Here is a 22,900-nt window from a genome sequence, read left to right as displayed (position 1 = left end):
CGTGGCGGTGTTCGCCGAGACCGTGGGAGGGCTGGATATCTTGGGGATACTGATCATGTCGGCCGGCTCTTTCTTGGCAACGTCCGAGCGCAAAGAACTGAAGCTCACAATGACAGGTGGGCTCCAGACCCATGATGAGGCCGCACACATTGATCCGGCCTGATGAACCGTCGAGCGGACCAGACGCTCCAGCGGGAAGGTCAGACATGGGGTGGAGATCAGGTGTCCCGAGAGCCAAAAGTTAGCCAACAGTGAAAGTATTTCTTGACCGCCGTCACGCGGCGGTCAATACTTTCCGACATGGCTAAGTTTTCAACCGATTTAGACAGCGCTTTCTCCGCCCTCGCAGATCCAATCAGGCGGGCGATCATCAGTCGTCTGTGTGATGGACCGAAATCCGTCAGCGAACTGTCTGAGCCCTTCGAAATAGCTCTGCCGTCGCTGCTCAAGCATGTGCGTGTTCTCGAGCAGAGCCGGCTCGTCAGCTCCGAGAAAATCGGACGCGTTCGAACCTGCAAGCTTGAGCCGCACGCCCTCCAGGCGACCGAAGCGTGGCTACACCAGCACATCTCCGCCTGGGAGAAACGCCTCGATCGCATGGAAGCCCATATCGAACGCATGAAGAGGAAGGATTAAGACTTTGAGCGCTCCATTCCAAAACTCCGGTTCCCCCTGGCAGGACTGGCCCGTCGATCGTGAGATCATCTTGAGCCGGGTCATCGATGCTCCCCGGAGCGTCGTTTGCTCCGCTTGGACGGACCCGGATCAGATCGGACAATGGTTCGGGCCCGACGGCATGATGATCGAAAGCAAAGAGATCGACCTCAGGCCGGGCGGGGTCTGGCGGTTCGACATGGTCGCTCCCGACGGCACTCGCTATACCAACCGAATGCTGTTTCTCCGTATCGAGGCCCGGCCCTCCGCCGGGAATGGGCGATCGGCTTCGGCGCCGTAGAGTATGGGGGGCAAACGCTCGCGAAACTGGCCCGGCACGTTGCGAAGGTCAGGCGTGGACGAGCGAATGAGCCTGTGGGTCCAACATTCACACACAGCGCGAATGCCGAATGAAGGCTCGCCCCGCTCCTTCGAACCGCCAGTCCTCGCCCAGTCAAGCCCTGACGACGGATCGGAACATGAACGCCGCGGCCCTGCCTGGAGGCGGCTCGGCACCCCAGTACCTTGCGTCTCACTCAATCGCGCGTCTCAAAAGGCGGAGCGCTGTCATGTTCATCCACAAGAAAGAGCTTATGCATCCCGTCAACGTGAAGGAGCCGGATCCTGTCTTCGGACAGTATCTCCTTGAGCAGTTCGGCGGCGCCACTGGCGAGTTGACCGCCGCCCTTCAGTACTTCACCCAGGCTCAGCACACCGACGACGCGGCACTGCGGGACATGCTGCTCGACATCGCGGTCGAGGAGTTCAGCCACCTCGAGGTCGTGGGACACCTGATCGAAGCGCATACGAAGGGCAGCCAACAGGCCAAGGCCTTCGAGAGCACCCTCTTTTCCATTCGCGGCAAGGGCGCGCACCTCTTAGACAGTCAGGGTTCGGCTTGGACGGGCCAATATGTCAGCGAAGGTGCGAGTTCGGTGCGGGACCTGCGGGCCGACATTTCTGCGGAGGCCGGAGCCTTGGCGACCTACGAGGCCCTGCTCAAGCGGGCCTCGGACGACGGCTCGCGTGATGCGCTGACGTTCCTGGCCACGCGCGAGGTGTCGCACTCGCAGATGTTCATGGATGCACTCAAGGCGATGAACAAACTCGACGACCCGCTCTTCGGTGACTTCCAACCCGACCAGACAGTCGATCTCTATTTCAACCTGTCCTCTGACAGTCAGCCCGACAACGACCAGCCGGCGCCCTGGATCAAGAACTCCTCGTTCAAATATATTGCAGACCCAGTCCAGCAGATGCCCCCGCCCAACAAGCGATAGCGAGGGTGCCTCTCCCCTTGCGGAGGTCACGCAGTTGCGACAGGTGACTTCCGCGAGGGCTGCACGGTGGAGGAGACGTGATCATGTCTGGGCATCTCAGCTTGCAGCGCCGTACCTTTCTCAAGATCGTTTCGCTGGCAGCCGCCGCGGAGACATTGCCGGCCTGGGTGACAATGGCTGACGAGGCCGTCGTGCCGGATGCCCTCGCAGCGTGGCTGCGAAGCATCGGGAACCGGACTGTCGTCGCAACACTCGCGGAGGCTCATACCGGTTTCGGTTGGCGGACGATCGGCAGCTTCGAGGTGGCGGCACATGCCAGCCTGCTCGGGGCAGGCGACGCAGTCCTGACGGATTTCGTCCTACGTCGGGACACGACCGAGACGGGTAGGAACCTGCTGAAGGTGGTTGCCGCACGAGGATGGCAGATCCCGCTGGGTGATTGCGAAGTCCACCCCGGCCGCATGGTGAACCGGGTGACAGGGCATCAACTGCCGTATCGCATTGTGCTGACCGTTTAGAAGTCTCGGTTCTATGAGGGGTAGCAGGCGACTTGGTCGAAGGAGTGTAAAAGGTAAACTGTCCTAACCGGCGATCGTTGCTGTTGCTCCAAGTTGGGAGCCTAAAGAGCATACAAGGTCCGCCTTGGGTCATCCAATGAAGATCGTTCACTGACGGGAATGTCTGAGGTTCGTGTTCAAAGCAGAAGTTCGGCCAACGGCCAGGATGTGCCACTATGAGGCGTTCCGGATCATCAACTTCACCAGGAGTCCTATTTGGAGAGCGACCTGTTCGCGGAGCCAGTGCGAAGAGTGAGCAGGCATGATCGTGTACTGCCCGCCAGCCGATGCCATGGTCACCCGAGGGGATAGGCTCATCTCCTGGCGCCCTGGAAATGCGGCCTTGTGCAAGCACGGGGTGGGGATGGATCTCAAGGCCATGAGGAACAGGAGCAGAGTTGCTCCTGGTTTGTTGAACGCAGCAGGGCTTGAGAAACCTCGCGACTTCCCTGACCGTCCCCGATGGCCCCGTTGGGGAGGCTACGGGAGACAACGGTGAGCGTCACGCCTGGGCTTGCAATGCTGGGGATCGCGGCAGCGATGCTCCTCCTGGGACGTCCCCGCAATGGCGAGGACGCCCGCCCGTTCCTGAAACCCAAGCTGGCCTTCGCCGTCTATCCCGCGATGATCCTGGTGTTCATCGCCATGGGCTCGCTGTCCATCGCGATGAACCTCTAAAGGACCAAGGGAACGGGGCCGGTGATCCGGCCCCTCCCGTCACCGGGACTTGGTGGGCCTCGCCTCCGGCATCGTCATGCCCAGCAGGGCAGCGCCCGTCAGGGCCGACAGCCCGGATCCGAGGAGCACGCCGAGCTTGGTGGCGTCCTGCAACTCCGGCGAGCCCGGGAAGGCCAGCAGCCCGATGAACAGGCTCATGGTGAAGCCGATGCCGCACAGCAGCGCCACGCCGTAGAACTGCGTCCAGGTGGCGTTCGCCGGCAGGTCGGCCCAGGCGATGCGGATCGTCAGCCACGAGAACGCGAAGATCCCCACCTGCTTGCCCACGAACAGCCCGAGCGCAACGCCCAGCGGCACCGGATTGAGGAGGGATGCGAACGACATCCCCGCGAAGGACACGCCGGCGTTGGCGAAGCCGAAGACCGGCACGATCAGGAACGCCACCCAGGGCTGGAGCGCATGCTCGAGCCGGTGCAGCGGCGAGGCCGCGTCCTCCGGCTTGCCGGGCGAGGCCCGCAGCGGGATCGTGAGCGCCAAGGCCACGCCTGCGAGCGTCGCATGGATGCCGGACAGGAACACCAGGAACCAGAGCACCGCGCCGAGCAGGAGATAGGGCTTCAGGTCGGAGAAGCCGGCCCGGTTGAGCCCGGACAGGAGCACCAGCACGAAAGCCGCGCCACCAAGGGCGTAGAGGTTGAGGTCTCCCGTATAGAACACGGCGATGATCAGCACCGCCCCGAGGTCGTCGAGGATGGCCAGCGCCGTGAGAAAGACCTTGAGCGAGATCGGCACCCGCGGCCCGAGCAGCGACAACACGCCGAGCGCAAAGGCAATGTCGGTGGCCGACGGGATCGCCCACCCGCGGGGGTGGCCGTCGAGGCCGCCGTTGAAGGCGAGATAGATCAGGGCCGGCACGATCATGCCGCCCAGCGCCGCGATCCCGGGCAGCGCCCGCCGCGGCCAGGTCGAGAGTTGGCCGTCGAGCATCTCGCGCTTGATCTCCAGCCCCACCATCAGGAAGAACACCGCCATGAGGGCGTCGTTGACCCAGTGCAGCACCGACAGGCCGAGCACGTAGTGGTGCAGCGCCGCGAAGTACGCGCCGCTCGCGGGCGAGTTGGCGACGACCAGCGCCAGGGCCGCCGCACCCATGAGGACGATACCGCCGGAGGCCTCGTTGTCGAGAAAGGCGCGCAGGGCTGAGCGGGGGCGCGGGGCGGTGGCGTGCATGTCGGCTCCTGATCGGGTTGCGGTCGGAGGCTTGGTTTCATGGATCGTGAGCACGTTCAACAAAAACGGTCCCCGCCCGGAGGAACGGACGGGGGCTGCATGGTCAAGTTTTCGTGACCGTGGGATTGCGCAAGGCGGCTTCGGAGCCGCCTCGCACAATCGGCATCACACCAGTTCCCTGCCCTCGCGGGAGGCATCGCGGACGTCCTTTACGACCCCGCGGCAGAGCACGTAGAGGACCACGGCCGAGATCGCCGGCCAGACCAGGATGTAGGCGCTCAACAGATAGCTGTTCATTCCACTCTCCTTCTCAAACCTTGGCCGGTGCCATGTCCCGCTTGGCGAACGAAACGGGCTGCGCCGCCTGCGACCGGCGGGTCCTGTCCTGCTGGAACGACGTCACGCGCTCCGCCAGTTGCGCGAAGTCGAACCGCTCCTTACCGAGCAGGCTGACTGCGACGCAGACGATCGTGCTGACGCCGTAGGCCGTCAGCGAGCTCAGAAGCACGACGTAGTCCCGCAGGAACCCGACGCAGAAGGGAATGAGGATGACTGCCGTCGCGATCCCGACGACGACCGCCACCCTCCGGGAGAAGAACGCGAAGGCCATCAACCCGATGACGACGCCCGCACCTATGGATGCGATGCCCTCGAAGAAGATCGCGGTCGCACTCTCGATCGGAACCAGCTCGAACCGGACGATCGTGAACAGCACCAGCGCGCTCACCACCGCGCCCGTGAAAGCGGAGTTTGTGACCCGGTCCCAGTAGAAGCTCGCGATGACGGGGAACACGATCGCGCCCCAGAGCGCCCCGACGAACACGAGCATGACCAGGATGTCGAGGTTCAGGCTGGCGAAGATCACGCCAACCATCGTTGCGACCACCATGGTCAGCCGTCCCAGCATCAGCATGGTCTTGGGGTTCGGATTCCCGCGCGCGATGTTCTTGCCGTAGATGTCCGTCATCATGATGGCCGAGAGGGCCGAGAGGTCGGAATCCGCCGTCGACGACAGCGAGCCGATCACCATGATGAAGAACAGTCCGATGGCGAACGGCGGCAGGTAGCCGGAAGCCATCTGGGGGATGATGTTGTTCATGTCCCCGTCCATGGGCTGCAAGCCGCTGAGCAGGGCCAGGAGCCCAAGCATGCCGAGCCCGATCACGATGCCGCCATAGCCGATTGTCGCGGTCACGAAGGTCGGCTTGATCAGGTCCTCGCGCACCGCGAACAGACGCTGGGCGATGGTCTGGTTGCCGATGGCGTAGGCCAGGACGGCCACGAAATAGGGAGCGCCCTGGTTGAGGATGGCCTCGGTCGAGAAGAAGTTCGCCTGTTCCGCGCTCAGGCGATCCAGGTTCTCGGCCAGGAAAGGCGTGCCTCCGAGATTGAGGAAGATCAGCGGGATGATGATCACGGCCGCCAGGATCATGGCCACGAGCTGGGCGAAGTCGGTCAGGATCGAGGCCCGGAAGCCGGACCACAGGGTGTAGGAGAGCACGCCGAGGCCGGCGATGAGCACGCCCTGAATGAAGCTCAGGGGCGTCAGCACCGCCACGAGGGCGCCCGCAGCGGTGAAGTTCACCATCAGGCTGATGCCGCTGCCGAGGAGATTGGAGACGGCCAGGATCAACTGGCTCGACGAGCCATGTCGCGCGTGCACGATCTCGGCAAGGGTATGGGCCTTGGGCGCCAGCTCCCGGAAGCGGCGTCCGAACGGGTAGATGAACAGGATCATCAGGGCGCCCCAGAAGCCGTAGTGAATGGGGCCTGAGAGGCCGTACTGGAAGCCGGAGGTGGCACTGGCGTAGAACGAGGCGGCCCAGATCCAGGTGGCGGTCATGCTCGCGGCGGAGATGCCGAAGCCGACGGCATTGTTCGAGACCATGTACCCATCGACGTTTTCATTCTTCCGGCCGATGAATAGTGACATAATGAAGGTTAGGCCATAGAAGCCAAGCAACAGTAAAAGTGTAGTCGTTGTCGAAAACTGGAAAACTATTTCTTCATTCATTCCCACTTGTCCCTCGGTTGAAGAGGGGATCACCTGTAGGACATTTTCCGCGAATTGCCTAGGCTTGCGCGGGATTCGGCCGTGGAAGCACAGAAATGACCATAAGATAACCTATCGCAGCCAAAGGAATTCTGCGACTATCGCTCGGACTGCCAGCGGAACCACTTCGGCCTTCGTTTGAACTCGTTTCAGCCATTTCGAGACGGCGGCGATCGGTGGCCAATAGGGAAGCCCCGCGCCCTGATGCTTGCCCAAGCGATGCCCGATCCGATTCCATCCCTCCCGACCGGCATGGGGCCCATGGGAAGGAACTCTTCTCCCTGCGACGTTTTCTATCCTGGATCAGGTACGCGGGAGTTCCGGAAGGAGACGCTCCCCGCTCACGTACAGGCCGTGGCCGGCGACCGAGCATCCAAAGGGGCCGCATGTTCAAGCGCTTCATCATCAACCCTCCGGTGTTCTTCGGGGCCGTCGCCGTCATCGGCCTTTTCCTTGCCGTCGGGGTCGTTCTCCCGGATCGCGCCGGCGAGGTCTTCAAGGACTTGCAGGCCGCCATTCTCAATGCCTTCGGCTGGCTCTATCTCCTCGCCGTCGGCATCTTCCTCGCCACCGTGCTGCTTCTCTGCCTGGGCCGCTCCGGCCGGCTGAAGCTCGGACCGGACGAATCCACTCCCGACTTCAGGTTCAGCTCCTGGATCGCCATGCTGTTTGCGGCCGGCATGGGCATCGGCCTCATGTTCTATGCCGTAGGCGAGCCGATGACCCACTTCATGGCACCGCCAACGGCCCAGCCGCGCTCCGTTGCGGCGATGCGCGAGGCCATGACCGTCACCTTCTTCCACTGGGGCATTCATGCCTGGGCCATCTATGCTGTGGTCGGTCTGTCGCTGGCGTATTTCGGCTACCGCTACAATCTCCCCCTGACGATCCGCTCCGGCCTCTATCCGCTTCTCAAGGAGCGCATCAACGGCCCCATCGGCCATGCTGTCGACATCTTCGCCATTGTCGGCACCATGTTCGGCATCGCCACCTCGCTCGGCGTGGGCGTCTCCCAGATCAACGCCGGACTCAACTATCTCCTGGGCATCCCCATCGGCCCCGAAATCCAACTCCCCCTGATCGCGGTCATCATGGCCCTGGCCACGGTTTCGGTGGTCACCGGCATCGATAAGGGGGTCCGCATCCTCTCCGAAGCCAACCTGGTCGTGGCGATATTGCTGATGGTCTTCGTCCTGGTGGTCGGGCCGACGGCGCAGCTCTTGCGCGATTTCGTGCAGAACCTGGGCCTCTATCTCGACACGCTGCTGCTGCGCACCTTCAACATCTATGCCTACGAGCCGACGCCCTGGATCGATGCCTGGACGCTGTTCTACTGGGCCTGGTGGATTTCCTGGTCGCCCTTTGTCGGCATGTTCATCGCCCGCATCTCACGCGGCCGCACCGTGCGCGAGTTCGTCGTTGCCGTGCTGTTCATCCCGGCCGGCTTCACCTTTTTCTGGATGACCGTGTTCGGCAACACCGCGATGTTCGTGGACACCGGCGTGACCCACGGTGCGCTCGGTGCTGCCATTGCCGATGACATGTCGGTCGGCCTCTTCAAGTTCTTCGAGTACCTGCCGTTCACGGGCGTCACCTCCACCCTGGCCGTGCTCTTGGTCGGGATCTTCTTCATCACCTCCGCGGATTCCGGCTCGCTGGTCGTCGACTCCATCGCGGCAGGTGGGGAGACCGAGACCACGACTGCCCAGCGCGTCTTCTGGTGCGTGCTTGAGGGCGTCGTGGCGGCCAGCCTGCTCCTGGCCGGCGGTCTTGGCGCCTTGCAATCGGCCACGGTAGCCAGCGCCCTGCCCTTCACCTTCGTGATGCTGGCGCTCGTCTGGTCGCTGCTGGCCGGCATGCGCGCCGACCTTGCCCAGCAGCAGGCTCACGCCACCAGGCAGCACATACCTCCCGCCCAGCCGGCCGCAGGGCCTACCTGGCAGCGCCGCCTCGCCCTCATCCTCCATGCCCCGACCGAGGCCGAGGTGGATCGGTTCATTGCCTTCCAGGCGCGGCCGGCGCTCGAGCAGGTCGCGAGGGAGCTGAGCGCGCGCGGCCGCCCCTCCTCCGTGGTCTAGGAGGAAGGCGGCGCCATCGCCCTGCGCTCGCCGGCAGAGGGCGTTCGCGACTTCATCTACGGCGTCAGCCGCAGCGCCCAACCGATAGCCAACTTCACCCCACTTGCTGCCGGCAAGCCAGAATACCGCTGCGAGGCCCGCACCTACTTTTCCAGCGGCAGCCGCGGCTACGACATCATGGGCATGAACCGTGACCAGATCATCGCGGACGTCCTCGTCCAGTTCGAGCGTTATCTCCTGCTCGTCCAATCACCGGCGACGCAACTCCTCCACGGCGCCCCAGAACATGAGCCTGATCCGCCCGCACATTGATGGGTCCCTTTGCCGGATCCGCCGGGTCATGAGAAGGCGTGCGTGGTGGACAGAGCGGATTTACCGCTTGGGACCGCGGCAGCGAAAGCTCGCAGCGGGTGTTTTGGCAAGCCAACCGCAGGCGAAGGAACGATGTGGAACTGGATCGCGGGCAACCATCAAGTCATCAGTGCGCTGGCCAGCATCGCGATGCTGTTTGTCTGGATCGCCTACTTGCAGGTGTTCGTCAGCAGCTATCGCCGGCAGAAGAGGTCGAACATCCTGATCAACCGCGGCGCCGGGTCCGGGCTCGAGGCCCGGTGCCTGATCAGCAACATGAGCGCTGAGGCGATCTATATCGAGAGCCTCATCGTGACCGTCGAGACAAGCGAGGGGCGCTGGAACCGCCCGGTGACCGAGGTGCTGGAAGGCCGCTCGGATCTGGATCTGAAGACCCGGCAAGGCCCATTGCAGGCCGGACGGTTCGTCGACATTGGATCCTTTCAGAGCCTTGTCGAGCCAGCGCTTCAAAGAGATGCGGGGCCGCGAGGCGCCGTCGCTTCAGATGTCTTGGAGAACCTGGTCGCCATCGAGATCAAAGTGATTGCGGCGCATGGCTCCGAGGATCTCCTGACCGGCGCGACACGGTGGTTCGACCTGATCCGGCGAGAGGACCGGCTGCTCCTGAGGGGGCACGCGGTCGGGACGCGCCAGATCCGGTCCCGCAAAGGGCGCGAGAAGCTCCGTATCGATGTGGAAGCGGACCTGTGATCGACGGGAATCCAGCTCACCCTAAGCCCTCGTGCGCCCCTGGACCGCCCTGGACATGATGGATCCTGCCGACGCAACCGGGGTTGTCAGCCCATGGAGCGCATCCGGAATGTCATCATCCTCCTGCGCGGGCAGCTCTGGATCCTTCCCCTGATCCTCAGCGTCCTGGCGCTGGTGCTTGCCTATTGGGTCCTCGCATCCGCGCCGTCCCTCCCTGACGGCTGGGACGCCGGCAAGCTCTGGTGGCTTTACAGCGGCGATGCCGGCAGCGCCCGCGATCTGCTGTCGAGCCTTCTGTCTGGCTTGATGACCATGTTCTCGCTCGTGATCTCCGTCACCTTTGTGATCCTGACGCTCGCAGCCAACCAGCTCGGGCCGCGCCTGATCCCGACCTTTATGGGCGACCGGCAGATCCAGACCGTGCTCGGGCTCTTCCTCGGCACCATCCTGTATGTGCTCGTCGTGCTGCGCAGCCTCGACGAGACCCTCGGCCCCAATGGCGTGCCGCACGTCGCTGTGACGATCGGGAGCGCGCTCACCGTCGTGTGCCTGTTCGCGTTGCTGTTCTACGTGCACAAGGTCGCCCGCGCGATTGTTGCTGACAACATCATCGCGCAGGTGGCCGACGACCTGCACCGAGCCATCCGCGACATGCTGCCGGATGATACCACAGCCGATGGGACTGTACCGGAGGTCACACTGCCAAGAGCCTGCATCGTGTCCCTGGACCGGAGCGGCTACATCCAGGTAATCGACTACGACAGGCTCGTCGCCAAGGCCTGCCAGGATAACGCCCTTCTCAAGGTGAAGGTGCGGGCTGGCGATTTCGTCCTGAAAGGCGGGGAGCACGTAACCGTCCATGCCGCACGCCCGCCGGGTCACGATGTCCAGGAGGCCATCTGGAGCGCCTTCGTGATCGGCGAGGAACGCAGCCCGGCACAGGACCTGGAGTTCGGCCTGCGCCAGCTCGTCGAGATCGCCCTGCGGGCTCTGTCGCCCGGCATCAACGACCCCTACACGGCCATCGCCGTGGTCGATCGACTCGGCGCGGCGCTGGAGGAGATTTTGCGGTGCCCACTTCAGCCGGGTGTGCTCCGAGATGCAGACGGGACGGCGCGGGTCATCGCCCGGCGCTCGGACGTGCAAGGCCTCGTTGACGCCGCGTTCGACGCCATCCGGCAGGCGGCCCGCGACATCCCGGCCGTCCTGATCCGCATGGTGGACATCCTGGGCCAGCTCGCGTCCGTCATCCACCCTGGAGAGGCGCGGGATGCGGTGGTCCGGCATCTCGGCAGGCTGGCCGAGACAGCAGAGGAGGCCCAGCTCACCCCATATGACCGCAAGGCCGTGCTGGTCCGGATCGAGCGGGCGAGGATCGCGGCAACGAGCGGCGCGAAGGAGGACAACGTCCATGTTCTTTGACTCCTGGGTCGGGCTGGGGCGTGTCCTTGTCGTCGGTACGCTGGCCTATGTCGCCCTCGTGGCAATCCTGCGGATCTCCGGCAAGCGCACACTGACCAAGCTGAACGCATTTGACCTCGTGGTCACAGTCGCGCTCGGCTCCACCCTCGCCACCGTGTTGCTGAGCAAGTCGGTCGCCCTGGCCGAGGGTATCCTGGCGCTGGCACTCCTGGTCTTCCTGCAATTTGCCATCACGTGGCTGTCGGTGCGCTCGCGGGGCTTCCAGTCTCTGGTGAAGAGCGAGCCCACCCTGATCATGCACCGGGGACGGCTCCTCGAGACCGCAATGCGGCATCAGCGGATCACACGCGAGGAGGTCATGGCGGCGCTGCGCTCCAGCGAAGTGGTGGACGCTGCCCAGGTCACCGCCGTCGTCCTGGAGACCGACGGCACGATCACCGTCATCAAGAACGCGGGTCACGATGCGGAGGAGCCGACCCTGGCCACGGTCCGCAAGCCGTAGCCGCTCCCCGTTCACGAACTTGCTACGGCGGAGCGGCCATTCGTCGGAACAGGTGTGCCCGCCACACGTTCCGCCAGATCGTGAGGACAGAGCCGGGACGACGCTGTGGAAACAGATGCAGGCATCACTCTGGATCGGATCGAGAGCTTCATTCAGGGCTTCTGGTGGATCCTGCCCAACCTCGGCATCGCGCTAGTGGTCTTCCTGCTCTTCCTGGGCGTGGCGTGGGCGGCCCGAACCGCCGTGTTTCGGTTCTTCATCCGCCGCGGCCGCCCGGACCTTGCCGCCCTGCTCGCCGGCTTCGCACGCTGGTCGATTATCGCGCTCGGCCTGCTGGTGGTTGCCACCATCGTGTTTCCCTCGGTCAAGCCCGCCGACGTGCTCGCCACCTTGGGCGTCGGCTCGATTGCCATCGGCTTCGCCTTCAAGGACATCCTCCAGAACTGGCTCGCTGGTCTCTTGCTCTTGCTGCGCCAGCCGTTCCGGCAGGGCGACCAGATCGTGGTCGGGAGGCACGAAGGCACGGTGGAGTCGATCGAGGCCCGGGCTACCCTGATCCGCACCTACGATGGTAAACGGGTCATCATCCCCAACAGCAGCGTCTACACGGAGTCCGTGACCGTCAACACCGCCTTCGAGCGTCGCCGGAGCGGGTACGACGTCGGCATTGGCTACGGCGATGATGTCGGGAAAGCCTGCAATGTGATCTGTCAGGCTCTGGAGGGGCTGCCGGGAGTGGAGGCCGATCCGGCACCGGAAGCGATCCCGTGGGAACTGGCCGGCTCGAGCGTGAACATCCGGGTTCGCTGGTGGACCGAGCCGCAGCAGGCCGACGTGGTGCAGGCCCGCGGCCGCGTGATCGCGGCGATCAAGCAGGCGCTGGGCGAGGCCGGCATCGACATGCCGTTCCCGACCAACGTGGTGCTGCTGCACGACCAGACCGAAGAGATCGATGGGGACCGGGAGCGCCAGCGCGAGGGATGGCCCGCCCGCGACAGCCCGCCGGCCGCGCGCCACCTGAACAAGGTCATCGTCGACGGAGGCGATCACCGGCAGCCCGAGGAAGCGCCTCGGCCAAGCCGGCGACGCAATTGATCGACGCCCTGCCCGGCTCAAGCCTGGCCGGGCGCGGATCATCACAGGATCGGGAACTCCGAAAAATTGCTGGGAACCATCCTCCGCCCGGGGCGCTAACCAGACATCCGGCCCGCTCGTGCAGCGAGCCGACTGAGCAGCAGGAACCGCCCGTGAGCCGTTCCTCCCCTGAACCGTGAGACGGGCGCACGCCCGCCCCTCCGCCAGGGTCTTCCCACTCCGAGTGATAGGAGACAAGTGATAAAGCTTCGCCTGATGGCCATTGTGGCCTCGACAGCCCTCGTGCCAATGGCCTCGCTGGCTCAGACACCCCCATCAGCACCGCAAAGCGCACAGAGCCGCCCGGCCCAGCCCGACGCCCAGGCTCCGGCCGCGGCCGATTTCGTCAACAAGGCCGCAGTGAGCAATATGTTCGAGATCCAGTCGAGCCAGCTTGCTCAGCAGAAATCGCAGAACGACCGCGTCCGCCAGTTCGCCCAGCGGATGGTGCAGGATCATACCGCTGCCACGGACAAGCTGAAGTCGACCGCGCAGGGCATTCAGGGCGTGACCGTCCCGGCCAGCCTCGATCAACCGCACGAGCAGATGATGCAGACGCTCCAGAATGCGTCGGGAGCCGGCTTCGACCGCGCCTATGTTCAGATGCAGGTCACCGCCCACCGCGATGCCGTGAACCTGTTCGACCAGTACGCGCAGAACGAGGACAACCCCCAGCTCAAGCAGTTCGCCCAGCAGACGCTCCCAACCCTGCGTGAACACTTGCAGTCGGTTGAGCAGATCCAGACCGCACTGCCGCCGGCCCAGGTCGGCGCGACCCAGGGCAACCAGCAGACCGCACAGAACCAAGGCGGGCAGAATCCGTCTCGTATCGTGGTGCAGCAGCCTGCCCCGACCGTGCGGGTCGATCAGGCCTCACCGCAGGTGATGGTCCAGCAGCCGCAGCCGCAAGTCACGGTCAACCAGGCGCAGCCGGAGATCACCGTGCGGCAGCCACAGCCGACAGTAACGGTCGACATTCCCCAGCCGGAGATCACCGTGCGGATGCCCCAGCCGGACGTGAACGTGGCGATGGCGCAGCCGCAGGTGCAGGTCCGTCAGCCGCAACCTCAGGTCCAGATCCAGCAACCACAGCAACAGCCACAGGTCCAGGTCGAGCGCGCGCAGCCGAAGGTGGAGGTCCAGCAGCAGGCGAATGCCGAGCCGAAGGTGCAGATGCAGCAGGCGCAAGGTCAGCCGACGGTGCACTATGAGCGGGCCGAACCGCGCGTGGTCGTGAACCAGCCCCAAGGCCAACCGCAGGTGCGCATTGAGCGGATGGGCGAGGGCGAGCAGGCTGCTGCTACGCCGCAGCAACAGCAGCAGCAAGCTGCTGTCTCCAGCCCGCAGGCCACCGGAGCGCTCCCAAGCGGACAGGCGATCGCCGTCTCCCGCGTCACCGATATGAACCTCTACAATGCCCGCGGGAATGAGCTCGGTGACATCGAACGGGTCGTGCAGGGGAGCGATGGGAAGCAGTACATCGTGATCGGCGCCGGCGGCTTCCTCGGCATCGGCGAGCGCAAGGTCGCTATCCCGACGGAACGGGTTGCCATGCAGGGCGACCGGCTCGTGATCCAAGGCGTGACCGAGGACCAGATTCGCTCCATGCAGCCTTTCGACAACAGCAATCGAAACTTCCGCGAACTGGACAAGAACCAGCAGGTTCAGATCAACGCCATGCGCTAAAGGATCTCCGGCTCGCACGCGGCCGGAAACAAGGGATGGCGAGGCGCCAGCGTCTCGCCATCCCCGGCTCTTCGTCCCAATCATCTGTCACGGGCATGGATCCGCTACATCGAGGGCTGGGAACGGGAACATCATTGTGACCGTCGATGCGGAGGGAGCGGCCCCATAGCGCGGGTGGTCAGATGGTCCGTCCCACGACCGCACGCAGGCTCAGCCCCTGCACCACGATCGTGAACACCACCACCGCGTAGGTGGCCGCGAGCAACGACGGCTTCTCGGCCACCTCGGGCAGCGACAATGCGAGCGCAATCGAGATGCCGCCCCGTAGTCCACCCCAAGTGAGCACCGGGATCGTGCCCCGCACGAACTCCTGCCGTGCCCGGAGCATAAGCACCGGGCCTGCCACCGCGAGGAAGCGGCCGAGGAGAACCAGCGGGATGCTCACCGCCGCCAGCCCGGCAAAGGACGGATCGAAGCGCAGCACCAGCACCTCAAGCCCGATCAGCAGGAACAGGACCGAGTTGAGGATCTCGTCCACCAGCGTCCAGAAGCCGAAGACATAGCGCTGCGTGAGATCGCTCATCGCGTCCACCGGGCCGCGGTTGCCGACCAGGATGCCGGCCACCACCACCGCGATGGGCCCGCTCATGTGCAGCTTCGCCGCCAAGGCGTAGGTTCCGGTCACGAGCGCGAGCGAGATCAGCGTCTCCATCGGGTAGTCGTCGATCCGGCGCATGGCGCGGTACGCAAGATAGCCCGTGCCCCACCCGAGCGCCGCCCCGCCGAGCGCCTCGACGAAGAACAGCTTGGCCACATGAGCGGTGCTTGCCTCGCCGCTGCCGGACGCCAGTGCCAACAGCACCGTGAAGACCACCACGCCCACGCCGTCGTTGAACAGGGATTCGCCGGCCATGTCGACCTCGAGCGCCTTGGGCACGTCGACGGTCTTGAGCATGCTGAGTACCGCGACAGGGTCGGTCGGGCTGATGAGGGCACCGAACACCAATGCCCACGGCAGCGGAATGGTGGCCCCCAGCAGACCGGACAGCCCCCACAAGCCGACCCCGACCACCGCCGTCGAGATCACGACCCCGAGCGTAGCGATCAGGCCGACGCTCCAGGCCCGCTTGCGCAGGATGCCGAGGTCGACGTGGAGCGCCCCGGCGAACAGCAGGAAGGCCAACATGCCGTTGAGCACCGTCTCCCGGAAGTCGATCTGCCGGAGCATGGCTGTGAGGCTCTCGTACAGGGCGACGTCGGGCAGCGCGACCTCGATGCCAATCAAGACGAGGGAGGCGCCCAAGGCCATGACGAGCAAGCCGATGGTGTGAGGCAGCCGGATGATGACGTGGTTGAGCCAGCCGAAGACGGCGGTGAGGACGAGAAGGACAGCGATCAGATCGAAAGCAGAGGGCACGGGAGAACTCATGAAAGCGACCCGGGGGTAATGCCCGGGTCGTCAATTGGTTTGGTTTCCCCTCAAGCCGTTTTCCGGGCGGCCCCGCCTCACGCAGGGTCTGTGACCCGTGGCTCGGCTCCCAGCCAGCGCCAGGCCTCGCCCTCCTGGGCAAGCTCGAAATGGCGGGTCTCGATGCGAGCCACAGGCGTGGCCCAGCCTGTCATCGTCGCCATCCACGCCGGGCCGCCGACCAGGGCGTAGCGCTCGACCTGGCGCCAGCCCCGCATCTTGACCGAGGCGAGCCCCTCCTCGCGCAGGGCCTCGAGGGTGACGCCGTTGAAGTCCATGATCCGGACGAGCACGCGTAGCCGCTCGTGGGCGCCCAATGCCTGCTCGAAGGCCCTGATCAGGAGATGCATGTCGTCCCGCCGGATGCGTCCGCTCACCTCGAAGGCGATCACGTCCGGCCTGGTCGTCTCGATGAGGCGGACCGCAGGCGGTGCCTGTGCAATCTCGGGCTCGCCGCTCGTGATCGGCTGGGCCACCCACGTCAGAGCCTCGTCCCGCTCGCCCGGCGTGAAGATGCGGATCTCAATCTGGGGAAGGACGCGGCCCTGCACCTGGACGATCCGGCGCACCCACTCCTGCTCGGTCACCACCGCCATGCGCGCGAAGCGGCGCAGCTCACGCAGGTGCTGAAGCCCGTAGCCGAGATCGCGGGCGAACGCGCCCGGCGTCATGCCCGACATTCCGATCTCCACATAGAGCGCGATGTGTTCCTGCCGGGCCAGGGCATCCTCGACTGCCGTGATGCCGCGTTCGATGTCGGCCCTGTCGACATGACCGCTCACCCGCAGCGCCACCACGTGTTCGGAGGTGGATAGGATCTCCAGCATGGTAGCATCCTTTAGAAAGCAAGTCGGGCAAGCAGTGCGATCTTTTACTCTCTCTCGGGAGTGACGGGACTAGCGCCATATTCGCATCACTCCCGTTCGTTAGTCGGCGACAGGAGCTGTCACAGCGAGGGCAGGATCAGGAACTCTCTCATGGCGTTCGCCCTGCCTGCATCTCGCCGTTATCGAGACGAGGCAGACGGTAGTCCCTGAGAATAGCATCCACGTCCGCACGTCGCCGGGCAAGCGCCGCGTCGACCTCCTGACGTAATGTCTCGTCCTCCTTGCGCACTGCCATGGAAATATCGAACACCATTGGAAGCTTCGGGCCGTCGAAGATCGGCCGCACGGGTGTCACTCTGAGCGCAATGCCCTCGCGCTGGGCGAAGTAGCCCCCGAGAGGGCCCCAAACGATGGCCACATCGATCTCTCCCTTCGCCAGCGCCTCGATGATGCGGGCTGGCGGATTGGGCTCGCTGTAGTCGCCGTAGATCATGTAACCGCGTACGTTCTCGACCATGCCACGGCGGGAGAGGGCATGGGCGGGAGGCGTGTTGGAGCCGTCGTCGCCGATTAGGTGAACGCCAATCTTCAACTGCCGGAGAACAGGATCGTTGAAGGAAGTGATCGTCGGCCCGTCTGCCCTTGTCACGAATACGTACGACGAGCGGTAGTACGGCGCCGTTGTGCGCACGCCTTCAAAGTTGGCCGGCAGGCTCGGCACCAGGTCACAGATTCCAGCTTTAAGAGTATTGCGCAGGAAGCCGCGGCGCTGTGCCCACCAAGTATAACGAACCTCCGCGCCGAGTTCCTCGGCGATCAGAGAAACGATCTTGTTCTCGAGCCCCTCCCCGGCTTCGTTGGAAAACGGGAGGTTGTTGGGATCGGCGCAGACCCGAAGGTCACGGGCGTAGACAGCATCAGTGAGCAAGAGACCTGCGAGAGCGACCCAGCGAAGGAAGCGTAAACACATAATGCGTCGCTTCATAGGTCGAGACACAATCGAGAACGCAGGCGGGAGACTCCGCAAAGGTGCCGGAATGCGGGAAAGGCCAGTTTTACCCAAGATAGGTCTCCGGAACGCGAAACTGCTCCGCCCTACCAGCGTCCCGACTCCAACCGTTCAGCTTCATAGAAGTTCCTGGAAGTGTCGCCCAACTGCAAAGAAAGCTTGCTACCGTCAGTACTTACAATCGGGAAAGGGAGTCCTGGCCCCCTACCAGCTCTCAAGGCTCACTCCGTTACCCGGCGGGCCCAAAGCCCACGACCGGGATCATACCCCCAGATGGCAAGGCCGAAAAAGACGATCAGAGCCAGAACGCAGACCCCGAATGCCACCGGGTCGAACTGGCAATAGAGCGCGAAGCGGATCAGCTCGACCGCATGGGAGAACGGGTTCGCCCAAGCTATGACTGCTAATGTCGGGCTGACCTCATCGAAACGCCAGAGCGGGTATAGCGCCGTCGACGCGAAGAACATGGGAAAGATCACGAAATTCATCACGCCGGCAAAATTCTCGAGCTGGCGGATAAGGGACGAGAGGGCGAGTCCAAACGCTCCGAGCATCAGCCCTGCAAGGATGAGCGCCGGGGCGACTGCTCCATAGCCGAGAACGGGCGGCCGGACATCCCAAAAGCGGGCTAGCAGCAGGAACAGGTAGACGATGGGCAGCACCGTGACGGTGTTGGCGAGAAGTCGGGCTCCCAACAGCCACCACCGCGGCAGCGGTGCGGTCAGGAGCACCCTCATCGATCCCATTTCCCGATCGTACACCATGGAGAGGGAATTCTGCATGCCATGGAACAGCAGCATCATCCCGACGAGGCCCGGCACGATATAGACCTCGTAAAGGATATAGGTCTGGTAGGGTGGGATGATCGACAGCCCCAGAACCGAGCGGAAGCCAACGGCGAAGATACCGAGCCATACGAGAGGCCGCACAATGGCCGCAGCGAATCGCCCCTGCTGCCCCACGAACCGCAGCATTTCCCGGTGCATGATTCCGGACAGTGCACGGAAAGCATAGCGCATCTTCATGATACGCTGCCTGTAAGGGTCAGGAACGCATGCTCAAGCGTCCCTTCGGAGGCAAGATCCCTCGCCTCACCGGTCCAGCGCACGCGCCCCTTGTCCAGGACGATCAATTAGTCTGAAGGGGCAACTTCATCGAGCATATGGGTGGCCCACAGCACGCTTAAACCTTCGCGGCAGAGGGAACGTACATGATTGAGAAGCAATTGACGGCTCGAGACGTCAAGCCCTGCCGTCGCCTCGTCGACGATCAGGAACTTCGGCCGGTGCAGAAGAGCCCGGGCGATTTCCACACGCCGGCGCAGCCCTCCTGAAAGTGCACGCACCTTGTCTGCCCGCCGATTACGGACACCAAGCCGCTCCAGTTCCTCATCCGCCCGCTCCTTGGCTTCTCGTCGAGAGAGACCGTGCAGAGAGCCGTGGTAGAGCATGTTCTGCTCGACACTCATATCCAGATCGAGAGTCGGCATCTGGAACACGACACCAAGCTCGGCCAACGCCGGCAGGGGGTTACGGCGGATCGAGTGACCGAAGATACGGATGTCTCCCTGATGGGCATTATAGAGGCCGGTCACAAGGGAGACGAGTGTCGTCTTGCCAGCCCCATTCGGCCCAAGAAGAACGGCGAACGAGCCAGGTTCCACCACGAGATCGGCATGGGAGAGAACCTGCCGCGTGCCAAAACCGTGGCTCAGGTTTTCAATGACGAGAGCGGTCATGGCGCGACAGCGAGCCCCCAGGGGGATCGCCCAACGCCGATGGTCTTCACGACCTCCTGATTATTGAGGTCGATGACCGAGACATCGCTTGAATTGCCGTTGGCTGTGTAGAGACGTTTCCCGTCCGGCGAAAGCGCGATATGCCAGACTCTCTGCCCCACGAGGTAAGTGCGCAGGACCTTGAAGGACTTGGCATCGACCTCGGCGACGCGGTTGGCGGGCCCAAGCGCCACATAGGCGCGCGACCCGTCTGGCGTGAGCTGAATTCCAACTGCCTGGATGAGTTCGCGCGGAACACCGGGCACCTCGAAGCCGATTGCGGCCAAGGGCTTGCGCGTCGCCGCATCAAAGACCTCAACGGTCCCCCTCAACTCGGACGATACCCATATCTGATTGCTATCGGCGGAGACCTGCGCCACCCGTGGCCGGGTCCCCACGAGCACGTTGTCGACGAGTTCAAGTTTATCTGCATCGATCACATGGAGCATGCTCGTGGTCTCGGACGTGTTGACTACGAAGCGCCCGTCCGGACTCACTCCCATACCCTCCGGCTCAACGCCAACCTCGACCTCGGACACGATGCGCCTCTCTGAAATATCGAGGACGGAGACGAGATTGTCGTTCTCGTTCGCCACGAAGAGACGGCGTCCGTCAGGATGGAGGACAAACTGCTCCGGATCCTCACCGGATGGCAGCGCCCCCTCGACTTTCCTGGTCTTCAGGTCCAAAACGTCGATGCGATCGTCGTCTCCGACAGCCACATAGAGCTTCTGCTTGTCGGCACTCAGCCCGATCCCACGTGGCCTTCGCCCGACCGGGATCGTTTCCACGAGCTTCAACGCCACGCCATCGATCACTGATACAGTGTTGTCCTGCTCGTTCGAAACATACACCGTCTCGGCCCAAGCGGCATGCATCGTGAATAGAAAAAGAACAGCCAGGATCAAAACCTGCATCGGCTCTCCTCACGATCAGTTCCCAAGGTATCGAGCTCCGAGCTCCGGTGCAGGTATCCCGCCTGCGGCGAGACGGAAACGAGGAGCCGAGGCCCTGCAATCAGGATTGGCTGGCGCATCTGCCCATCCCAGGAACGGAAGCTCTGCCCCTGCCCCTTGAAGCCTGCAAGAGAAAAATCGGGGCTGCGCAGATAAGCCATGACAGCGGCCGGATCGCTGCTGCGAGAGCGGATGGCCGCCTCTCCGATGGAACGGACCGCCGCCCAAGCGGCATAATCCACGGCACCCATGCGCCGACCCGCCAACTTCTCGAACCGGTCCTGCAACTGCGTGGCCCCCCATTGTTCCGACACGGGGCTCCAACCCGTCGTAACGAGCCCCTGTGTTCCCACCACGGGACGTGGCCGCGCCGTACGGTCCGGCAGGAAATCACCGAACTCGTTGAATTCGTCGGCAACGACGAGAACGTCATGATCCGCCACTTGCGTGAGGGCCGGGATCTCGCTCTGCAAGGTCACGTGTCCAGTATCGGTGCGGGCGTGGCCCGGCTTGTAGGTCCAGTCCTTTTCCGCCACGATTTCCGCGCCAAATCGTTTCGCAGACCGGCGGTAGGCATCGGACAGCGCCCTGTCTCCTGCCCGACTTCCTGTTACGAGAAACCAGCGCCTCCAGCGTTTGCTCATCAGGTATTGCGCCAGAGCATCAGCCAGCATGGCACGACTCGGAATCGTATGCAGGATGTTGGAGCGGCATGAGTCGTTGCGCAGGTCATCATCCGGAGCACGCGCGTTGATGAAAAGCATTGCGTGCGCCTGTTCATCCGACGCCGCCGTGAGGAGCACGGGAGCGTCCAAGTCGGCGACCACGAAACGGATACCCTCCGTTGCAAGTGCGCGGATGGTCTGGACGGGATCTTCATCCTTCGGGATCATCCGCTCGATGAGCGTGAAGCGCTGTCCGATGAAGCGGCCAGTGGTTGCATTGTCGGCGATCCCCAGGCGAGCGCCCGCAAGGCCCTCATCCTTGATCTCACGATCGAGAGGTGAGACGGGCTGGATAGAATCACGCTCCTGCATGACGATCGCAATCGTGATCGCACCCTCCTCGGCAAGCGCAGGAACAGCGAGCAGAACCGCAAATAAGATTAGCACCAACCTCATTCGGCTGCCCTCGCCTGTCGAATGGGCCGATCGTCCACGATCCCCGCTGGCGAGCCGCCCAATGTGATCACGCGGTGAGCGAGCGCGGCAGCCTCGTGCCAGTGATGGGTAACGAGCAATGTCGTCGGTCGCAGTTTCTTCACATGGCTTGCCACCAGCGCCTGCATGATCGTGGAGGTTTCCTCATCCAGGGATGCAAACGGCTCGTCGAGCAGGAGAAGTTTGGGGCGGACGGCCAGGGACCGGGCGAGAGCCACCCGGCGGGCCATACCCAGGGACAGGCGCTGCGGATACACATCCTCCGACCCAGAAAGGCCGACCTGCGCCAGCCACTCCGCTGCTCCTTCCTGCTGCTCCCGGAGTACCAACTCCAGGTTCTGACGTGCCGTGCGCCATGGCAGAAGGCGGGGCGATTGGAAGAGGTAACCCACAGCCTGCGGCCGACTGGTTACCGATCCGTCGAAATCCTGGTCCAGACCCGATACGATTTGCAGGAGGCTCGACTTGCCCACGCCCGAAGGGCCGACAATGGCGCAGACTTCTCCGTCGGCAAGCTCAAAGCAAAGGTTTTCGAACAGCGTCCAGGCTGGCGCACCTCCTTGGGCCGGGTAGACTTTCCGCTTGATGGTGATGCGCATCGTCATCGCCGCCACCGCCCCACCCGGCGTTCGAGCGGCGCAAAAAACGCCGTTTCGATCAGCATGACGCAGGCGATAAAGGCTGCCGCATAGGCTGTGACCCGCGATACGTCGAAGAGCTGGAAATAGCTCTGGAGCTGAAACCCAACTCCATTGGATCTTCCCAGGAGTTCCACCACCAGAACGATCTTCCAAATGAGCGCAAGTCCATTGCGCGCCGCGACCAGAAGATAGGGCGATAGTTGCGGTATGATTACCTCGCGTAGCGTCAGCCAGGGTCCGTAGCGATAGACTTGCGCGACCTCCTGGTAATCCGAATCGAGCGCTCTCGCACCCTCGCGGAGTGTCACGGCCACGTTTGGAATCTTGTTGAGGGCGACCGCCACGAGCAGAGCAGTCTCGGTCAAACCAAGCCAGATATAGGTCAGGATGATAACCACGACCGCCGGTACGTTGAGGAGGATGACAATCCAGGGATTGAGCCATCGGTCGAGCCACACCAGGCGACCAAGCGCGAGGCCCAGAGCCGTGCCGACCACTATGGCGATGACGAAGCTGATGACGACCCGCGCCAGCGTGACACCGAGATGGTAGAGCAACGCCCCGTCGCGGATTTCATGGATCAAGCTTTGAAGAACTACGACAGGGCCAGGAAAAAGCCTGCTCTCAGCCCACCCTGCCCCAACCTGCCACAGACACAGGAAAAGCAGGACAGAGGCAATCGCTTGCCATCGTCCACGGCCTTCGGCCTCAGCAGCACGCATCGTC

General features: G+C 63.6%; 22 protein-coding genes and 1 pseudogene. 11 read left to right on the top strand and 12 right to left on the bottom strand.

Translation table 11 applies throughout. The features are described from left to right. The first annotated feature begins 264 nt into the window (after window positions 1–264). The 5 genes from AB4Y97_RS15345 (at window position 265) to AB4Y97_RS15325 (ending at window position 3,169) form a co-directional block, all read left to right on the top strand. Window positions 265–636 (top strand): ArsR/SmtB family transcription factor, encoded by a 372-nt coding sequence (locus AB4Y97_RS15345; RefSeq protein WP_441999913.1) that lies wholly within the window; start codon window positions 265–267, stop codon window positions 634–636. Window positions 637–640: 4 nt separating this feature from the next. Then, entirely contained in the window at window positions 641–955 is a 315-nt protein-coding gene (locus AB4Y97_RS15340) for an SRPBCC domain-containing protein (protein ID WP_441999912.1), read from the top strand. A gap of 268 nt (window positions 956–1,223) precedes the next feature. Further along, a complete protein-coding gene (locus AB4Y97_RS15335; protein ID WP_441999911.1) occupies window positions 1,224–1,934 on the top strand; it encodes a manganese catalase family protein in 711 nt (236 codons plus the stop codon). 83 nt (window positions 1,935–2,017) lie between these two features. After that, window positions 2,018–2,452 carry a hypothetical protein gene (locus AB4Y97_RS15330; RefSeq protein WP_441999910.1) on the top strand — a complete coding sequence of 145 codons (435 nt, stop codon included), beginning with the start codon at window positions 2,018–2,020 and terminating at the stop codon, window positions 2,450–2,452. 534 nt (window positions 2,453–2,986) lie between these two features. After that, a complete protein-coding gene (locus tag AB4Y97_RS15325; RefSeq protein WP_441999909.1) occupies window positions 2,987–3,169 on the top strand; it encodes a hypothetical protein in 183 nt (60 codons plus the stop codon). A 39-nt stretch (window positions 3,170–3,208) separates the two neighbouring features. Here AB4Y97_RS15325 and nhaA read toward each other — a convergent pair whose 3' ends face one another. The 3 genes from nhaA to AB4Y97_RS15310 all read right to left on the bottom strand — a co-directional run bounded on the left by nhaA (window position 3,209) and on the right by AB4Y97_RS15310 (window position 6,287). Further along, window positions 3,209–4,399 (bottom strand): Na+/H+ antiporter NhaA, encoded by a 1,191-nt coding sequence (gene nhaA, locus AB4Y97_RS15320; RefSeq protein ID WP_441999908.1) that lies wholly within the window; start codon window positions 4,397–4,399, stop codon window positions 3,209–3,211. A 165-nt stretch (window positions 4,400–4,564) separates the two neighbouring features. Next, window positions 4,565–4,696, bottom strand: a complete 132-nt coding sequence (locus AB4Y97_RS15315; RefSeq protein WP_441999907.1) for a putative transporter small subunit — start codon at window positions 4,694–4,696, stop codon at window positions 4,565–4,567. Between the two features lie 13 nt (window positions 4,697–4,709). Continuing rightward, window positions 4,710–6,287: a sodium:solute symporter family protein gene (locus tag AB4Y97_RS15310; protein ID WP_441999906.1), complete on the bottom strand. Its 1,578-nt coding sequence runs from the start codon at window positions 6,285–6,287 to the stop codon at window positions 4,710–4,712. Between the two features lie 551 nt (window positions 6,288–6,838). Between AB4Y97_RS15310 and AB4Y97_RS15305 the strand changes: the two are divergent. The 6 genes and pseudogenes from AB4Y97_RS15305 to AB4Y97_RS15280 all read left to right on the top strand — a co-directional run bounded on the left by AB4Y97_RS15305 (window position 6,839) and on the right by AB4Y97_RS15280 (window position 14,336). Continuing rightward, window positions 6,839–8,842: pseudogene (locus tag AB4Y97_RS15305) on the top strand (BCCT family transporter). Between the two features lie 132 nt (window positions 8,843–8,974). Next, complete coding sequence (locus AB4Y97_RS15300) at window positions 8,975–9,592, top strand: hypothetical protein (RefSeq protein WP_441999905.1); 618 nt, start codon at window positions 8,975–8,977, stop codon at window positions 9,590–9,592. A gap of 93 nt (window positions 9,593–9,685) precedes the next feature. Beyond that, entirely contained in the window at window positions 9,686–11,014 is a 1,329-nt protein-coding gene (locus AB4Y97_RS15295; protein WP_441999904.1) for a DUF2254 domain-containing protein, read from the top strand. Then, window positions 11,004–11,516 carry a DUF421 domain-containing protein gene (locus AB4Y97_RS15290; protein WP_441999903.1) on the top strand — a complete coding sequence of 171 codons (513 nt, stop codon included), beginning with the start codon at window positions 11,004–11,006 and terminating at the stop codon, window positions 11,514–11,516. Before AB4Y97_RS15295 ends, AB4Y97_RS15290 begins: the two co-directional genes overlap by 11 nt. 105 nt (window positions 11,517–11,621) lie before the next feature. Beyond that, complete coding sequence (locus AB4Y97_RS15285; protein ID WP_441999902.1) at window positions 11,622–12,611, top strand: mechanosensitive ion channel family protein; 990 nt, start codon at window positions 11,622–11,624, stop codon at window positions 12,609–12,611. A 255-nt stretch (window positions 12,612–12,866) separates the two neighbouring features. After that, entirely contained in the window at window positions 12,867–14,336 is a 1,470-nt protein-coding gene (locus AB4Y97_RS15280; protein ID WP_441999901.1) for a DUF4142 domain-containing protein, read from the top strand. Window positions 14,337–14,514: 178 nt separating this feature from the next. Here the strand turns inward: AB4Y97_RS15280 and AB4Y97_RS15275 are convergent, their stop codons facing one another. The 9 genes from AB4Y97_RS15275 to AB4Y97_RS15235 all read right to left on the bottom strand — a co-directional run bounded on the left by AB4Y97_RS15275 (window position 14,515) and on the right by AB4Y97_RS15235 (window position 22,896). Next, a complete protein-coding gene (locus AB4Y97_RS15275) occupies window positions 14,515–15,753 on the bottom strand; it encodes a cation:proton antiporter (RefSeq protein ID WP_441999900.1) in 1,239 nt (412 codons plus the stop codon). 89 nt (window positions 15,754–15,842) lie between these two features. Continuing rightward, window positions 15,843–16,631: an STAS/SEC14 domain-containing protein gene (locus AB4Y97_RS15270; RefSeq protein ID WP_441999899.1), complete on the bottom strand. Its 789-nt coding sequence runs from the start codon at window positions 16,629–16,631 to the stop codon at window positions 15,843–15,845. A 148-nt stretch (window positions 16,632–16,779) separates the two neighbouring features. Continuing rightward, entirely contained in the window at window positions 16,780–17,601 is an 822-nt protein-coding gene (locus AB4Y97_RS15265) for a substrate-binding domain-containing protein (RefSeq protein WP_441999898.1), read from the bottom strand. A 260-nt stretch (window positions 17,602–17,861) separates the two neighbouring features. Continuing rightward, on the bottom strand, window positions 17,862–18,665 hold the full coding sequence (locus AB4Y97_RS15260) for an ABC transporter permease (protein WP_441999897.1): 804 nt from the start codon (window positions 18,663–18,665) through the stop codon (window positions 17,862–17,864). A gap of 107 nt (window positions 18,666–18,772) precedes the next feature. Next, the gene (locus tag AB4Y97_RS15255) at window positions 18,773–19,378 is read right to left on the bottom strand and encodes an ATP-binding cassette domain-containing protein (RefSeq protein WP_441999896.1); all 606 of its coding nucleotides are present in this window, start codon (window positions 19,376–19,378) and stop codon (window positions 18,773–18,775) included. Beyond that, window positions 19,375–20,334: a PQQ-dependent catabolism-associated beta-propeller protein gene (locus tag AB4Y97_RS15250; RefSeq protein WP_441999895.1), complete on the bottom strand. Its 960-nt coding sequence runs from the start codon at window positions 20,332–20,334 to the stop codon at window positions 19,375–19,377. The genes AB4Y97_RS15255 and AB4Y97_RS15250 overlap by 4 nt, the downstream gene beginning before the upstream one ends. Further along, window positions 20,322–21,494 carry an ABC transporter substrate-binding protein gene (locus tag AB4Y97_RS15245; RefSeq protein WP_441999894.1) on the bottom strand — a complete coding sequence of 391 codons (1,173 nt, stop codon included), beginning with the start codon at window positions 21,492–21,494 and terminating at the stop codon, window positions 20,322–20,324. The genes AB4Y97_RS15250 and AB4Y97_RS15245 overlap by 13 nt, the downstream gene beginning before the upstream one ends. Then, the gene (locus AB4Y97_RS15240) at window positions 21,491–22,138 is read right to left on the bottom strand and encodes an ABC transporter ATP-binding protein (RefSeq protein ID WP_441999893.1); all 648 of its coding nucleotides are present in this window, start codon (window positions 22,136–22,138) and stop codon (window positions 21,491–21,493) included. Before AB4Y97_RS15240 ends, AB4Y97_RS15245 begins: the two co-directional genes overlap by 4 nt. Beyond that, the gene (locus AB4Y97_RS15235; RefSeq protein ID WP_441999892.1) at window positions 22,135–22,896 is read right to left on the bottom strand and encodes an ABC transporter permease; all 762 of its coding nucleotides are present in this window, start codon (window positions 22,894–22,896) and stop codon (window positions 22,135–22,137) included. Before AB4Y97_RS15235 ends, AB4Y97_RS15240 begins: the two co-directional genes overlap by 4 nt. Window positions 22,897–22,900 lie beyond the last annotated feature (4 nt).

The sequence above is a fragment of the Microvirga sp. 2TAF3 genome, assembly GCF_052114965.1.
Classification (GTDB): Bacteria; Pseudomonadota; Alphaproteobacteria; order Rhizobiales; family Beijerinckiaceae; genus Microvirga.
The sequence above is the reverse complement of the archived record's forward strand: the minus strand, read 5'-3'. Positions and strand labels throughout refer to the sequence as shown.

Bases quoted from the DNA above. Each gene is read 5' to 3' on its own strand.
- AB4Y97_RS15335 (WP_441999911.1), top strand. From the start codon at position 1,224: ATGTTCATCCACAAGAAAGAGCTTATGCATCCCGTCAACGTGAAGGAG.
- AB4Y97_RS15330 (WP_441999910.1), top strand. From the start codon at position 2,018: ATGTCTGGGCATCTCAGCTTGCAGCGCCGTACCTTTCTCAAGATCGTT.
- nhaA (WP_441999908.1), bottom strand. From the start codon at position 4,399: ATGCACGCCACCGCCCCGCGCCCCCGCTCAGCCCTGCGCGCCTTTCTC.
- AB4Y97_RS15315 (WP_441999907.1), bottom strand. From the start codon at position 4,696: ATGAACAGCTATCTGTTGAGCGCCTACATCCTGGTCTGGCCGGCGATC.
- AB4Y97_RS15310 (WP_441999906.1), bottom strand. From the start codon at position 6,287: ATGGTCTCGAACAATGCCGTCGGCTTCGGCATCTCCGCCGCGAGCATG.
- AB4Y97_RS15300 (WP_441999905.1), top strand. From the start codon at position 8,975: ATGTGGAACTGGATCGCGGGCAACCATCAAGTCATCAGTGCGCTGGCC.
- AB4Y97_RS15295 (WP_441999904.1), top strand. From the start codon at position 9,686: ATGGAGCGCATCCGGAATGTCATCATCCTCCTGCGCGGGCAGCTCTGG.
- AB4Y97_RS15290 (WP_441999903.1), top strand. From the start codon at position 11,004: ATGTTCTTTGACTCCTGGGTCGGGCTGGGGCGTGTCCTTGTCGTCGGT.
- AB4Y97_RS15280 (WP_441999901.1), top strand. From the start codon at position 12,867: ATGGCCATTGTGGCCTCGACAGCCCTCGTGCCAATGGCCTCGCTGGCT.
- AB4Y97_RS15270 (WP_441999899.1), bottom strand. From the start codon at position 16,631: ATGCTGGAGATCCTATCCACCTCCGAACACGTGGTGGCGCTGCGGGTG.
- AB4Y97_RS15265 (WP_441999898.1), bottom strand. From the start codon at position 17,601: ATGTGTTTACGCTTCCTTCGCTGGGTCGCTCTCGCAGGTCTCTTGCTC.
- AB4Y97_RS15260 (WP_441999897.1), bottom strand. From the start codon at position 18,665: ATGAAGATGCGCTATGCTTTCCGTGCACTGTCCGGAATCATGCACCGG.
- AB4Y97_RS15255 (WP_441999896.1), bottom strand. From the start codon at position 19,378: ATGACCGCTCTCGTCATTGAAAACCTGAGCCACGGTTTTGGCACGCGG.
- AB4Y97_RS15250 (WP_441999895.1), bottom strand. From the start codon at position 20,334: ATGCAGGTTTTGATCCTGGCTGTTCTTTTTCTATTCACGATGCATGCC.
- AB4Y97_RS15245 (WP_441999894.1), bottom strand. From the start codon at position 21,494: ATGAGGTTGGTGCTAATCTTATTTGCGGTTCTGCTCGCTGTTCCTGCG.
- AB4Y97_RS15240 (WP_441999893.1), bottom strand. From the start codon at position 22,138: ATGACGATGCGCATCACCATCAAGCGGAAAGTCTACCCGGCCCAAGGA.
- AB4Y97_RS15235 (WP_441999892.1), bottom strand. From the start codon at position 22,896: ATGCGTGCTGCTGAGGCCGAAGGCCGTGGACGATGGCAAGCGATTGCC.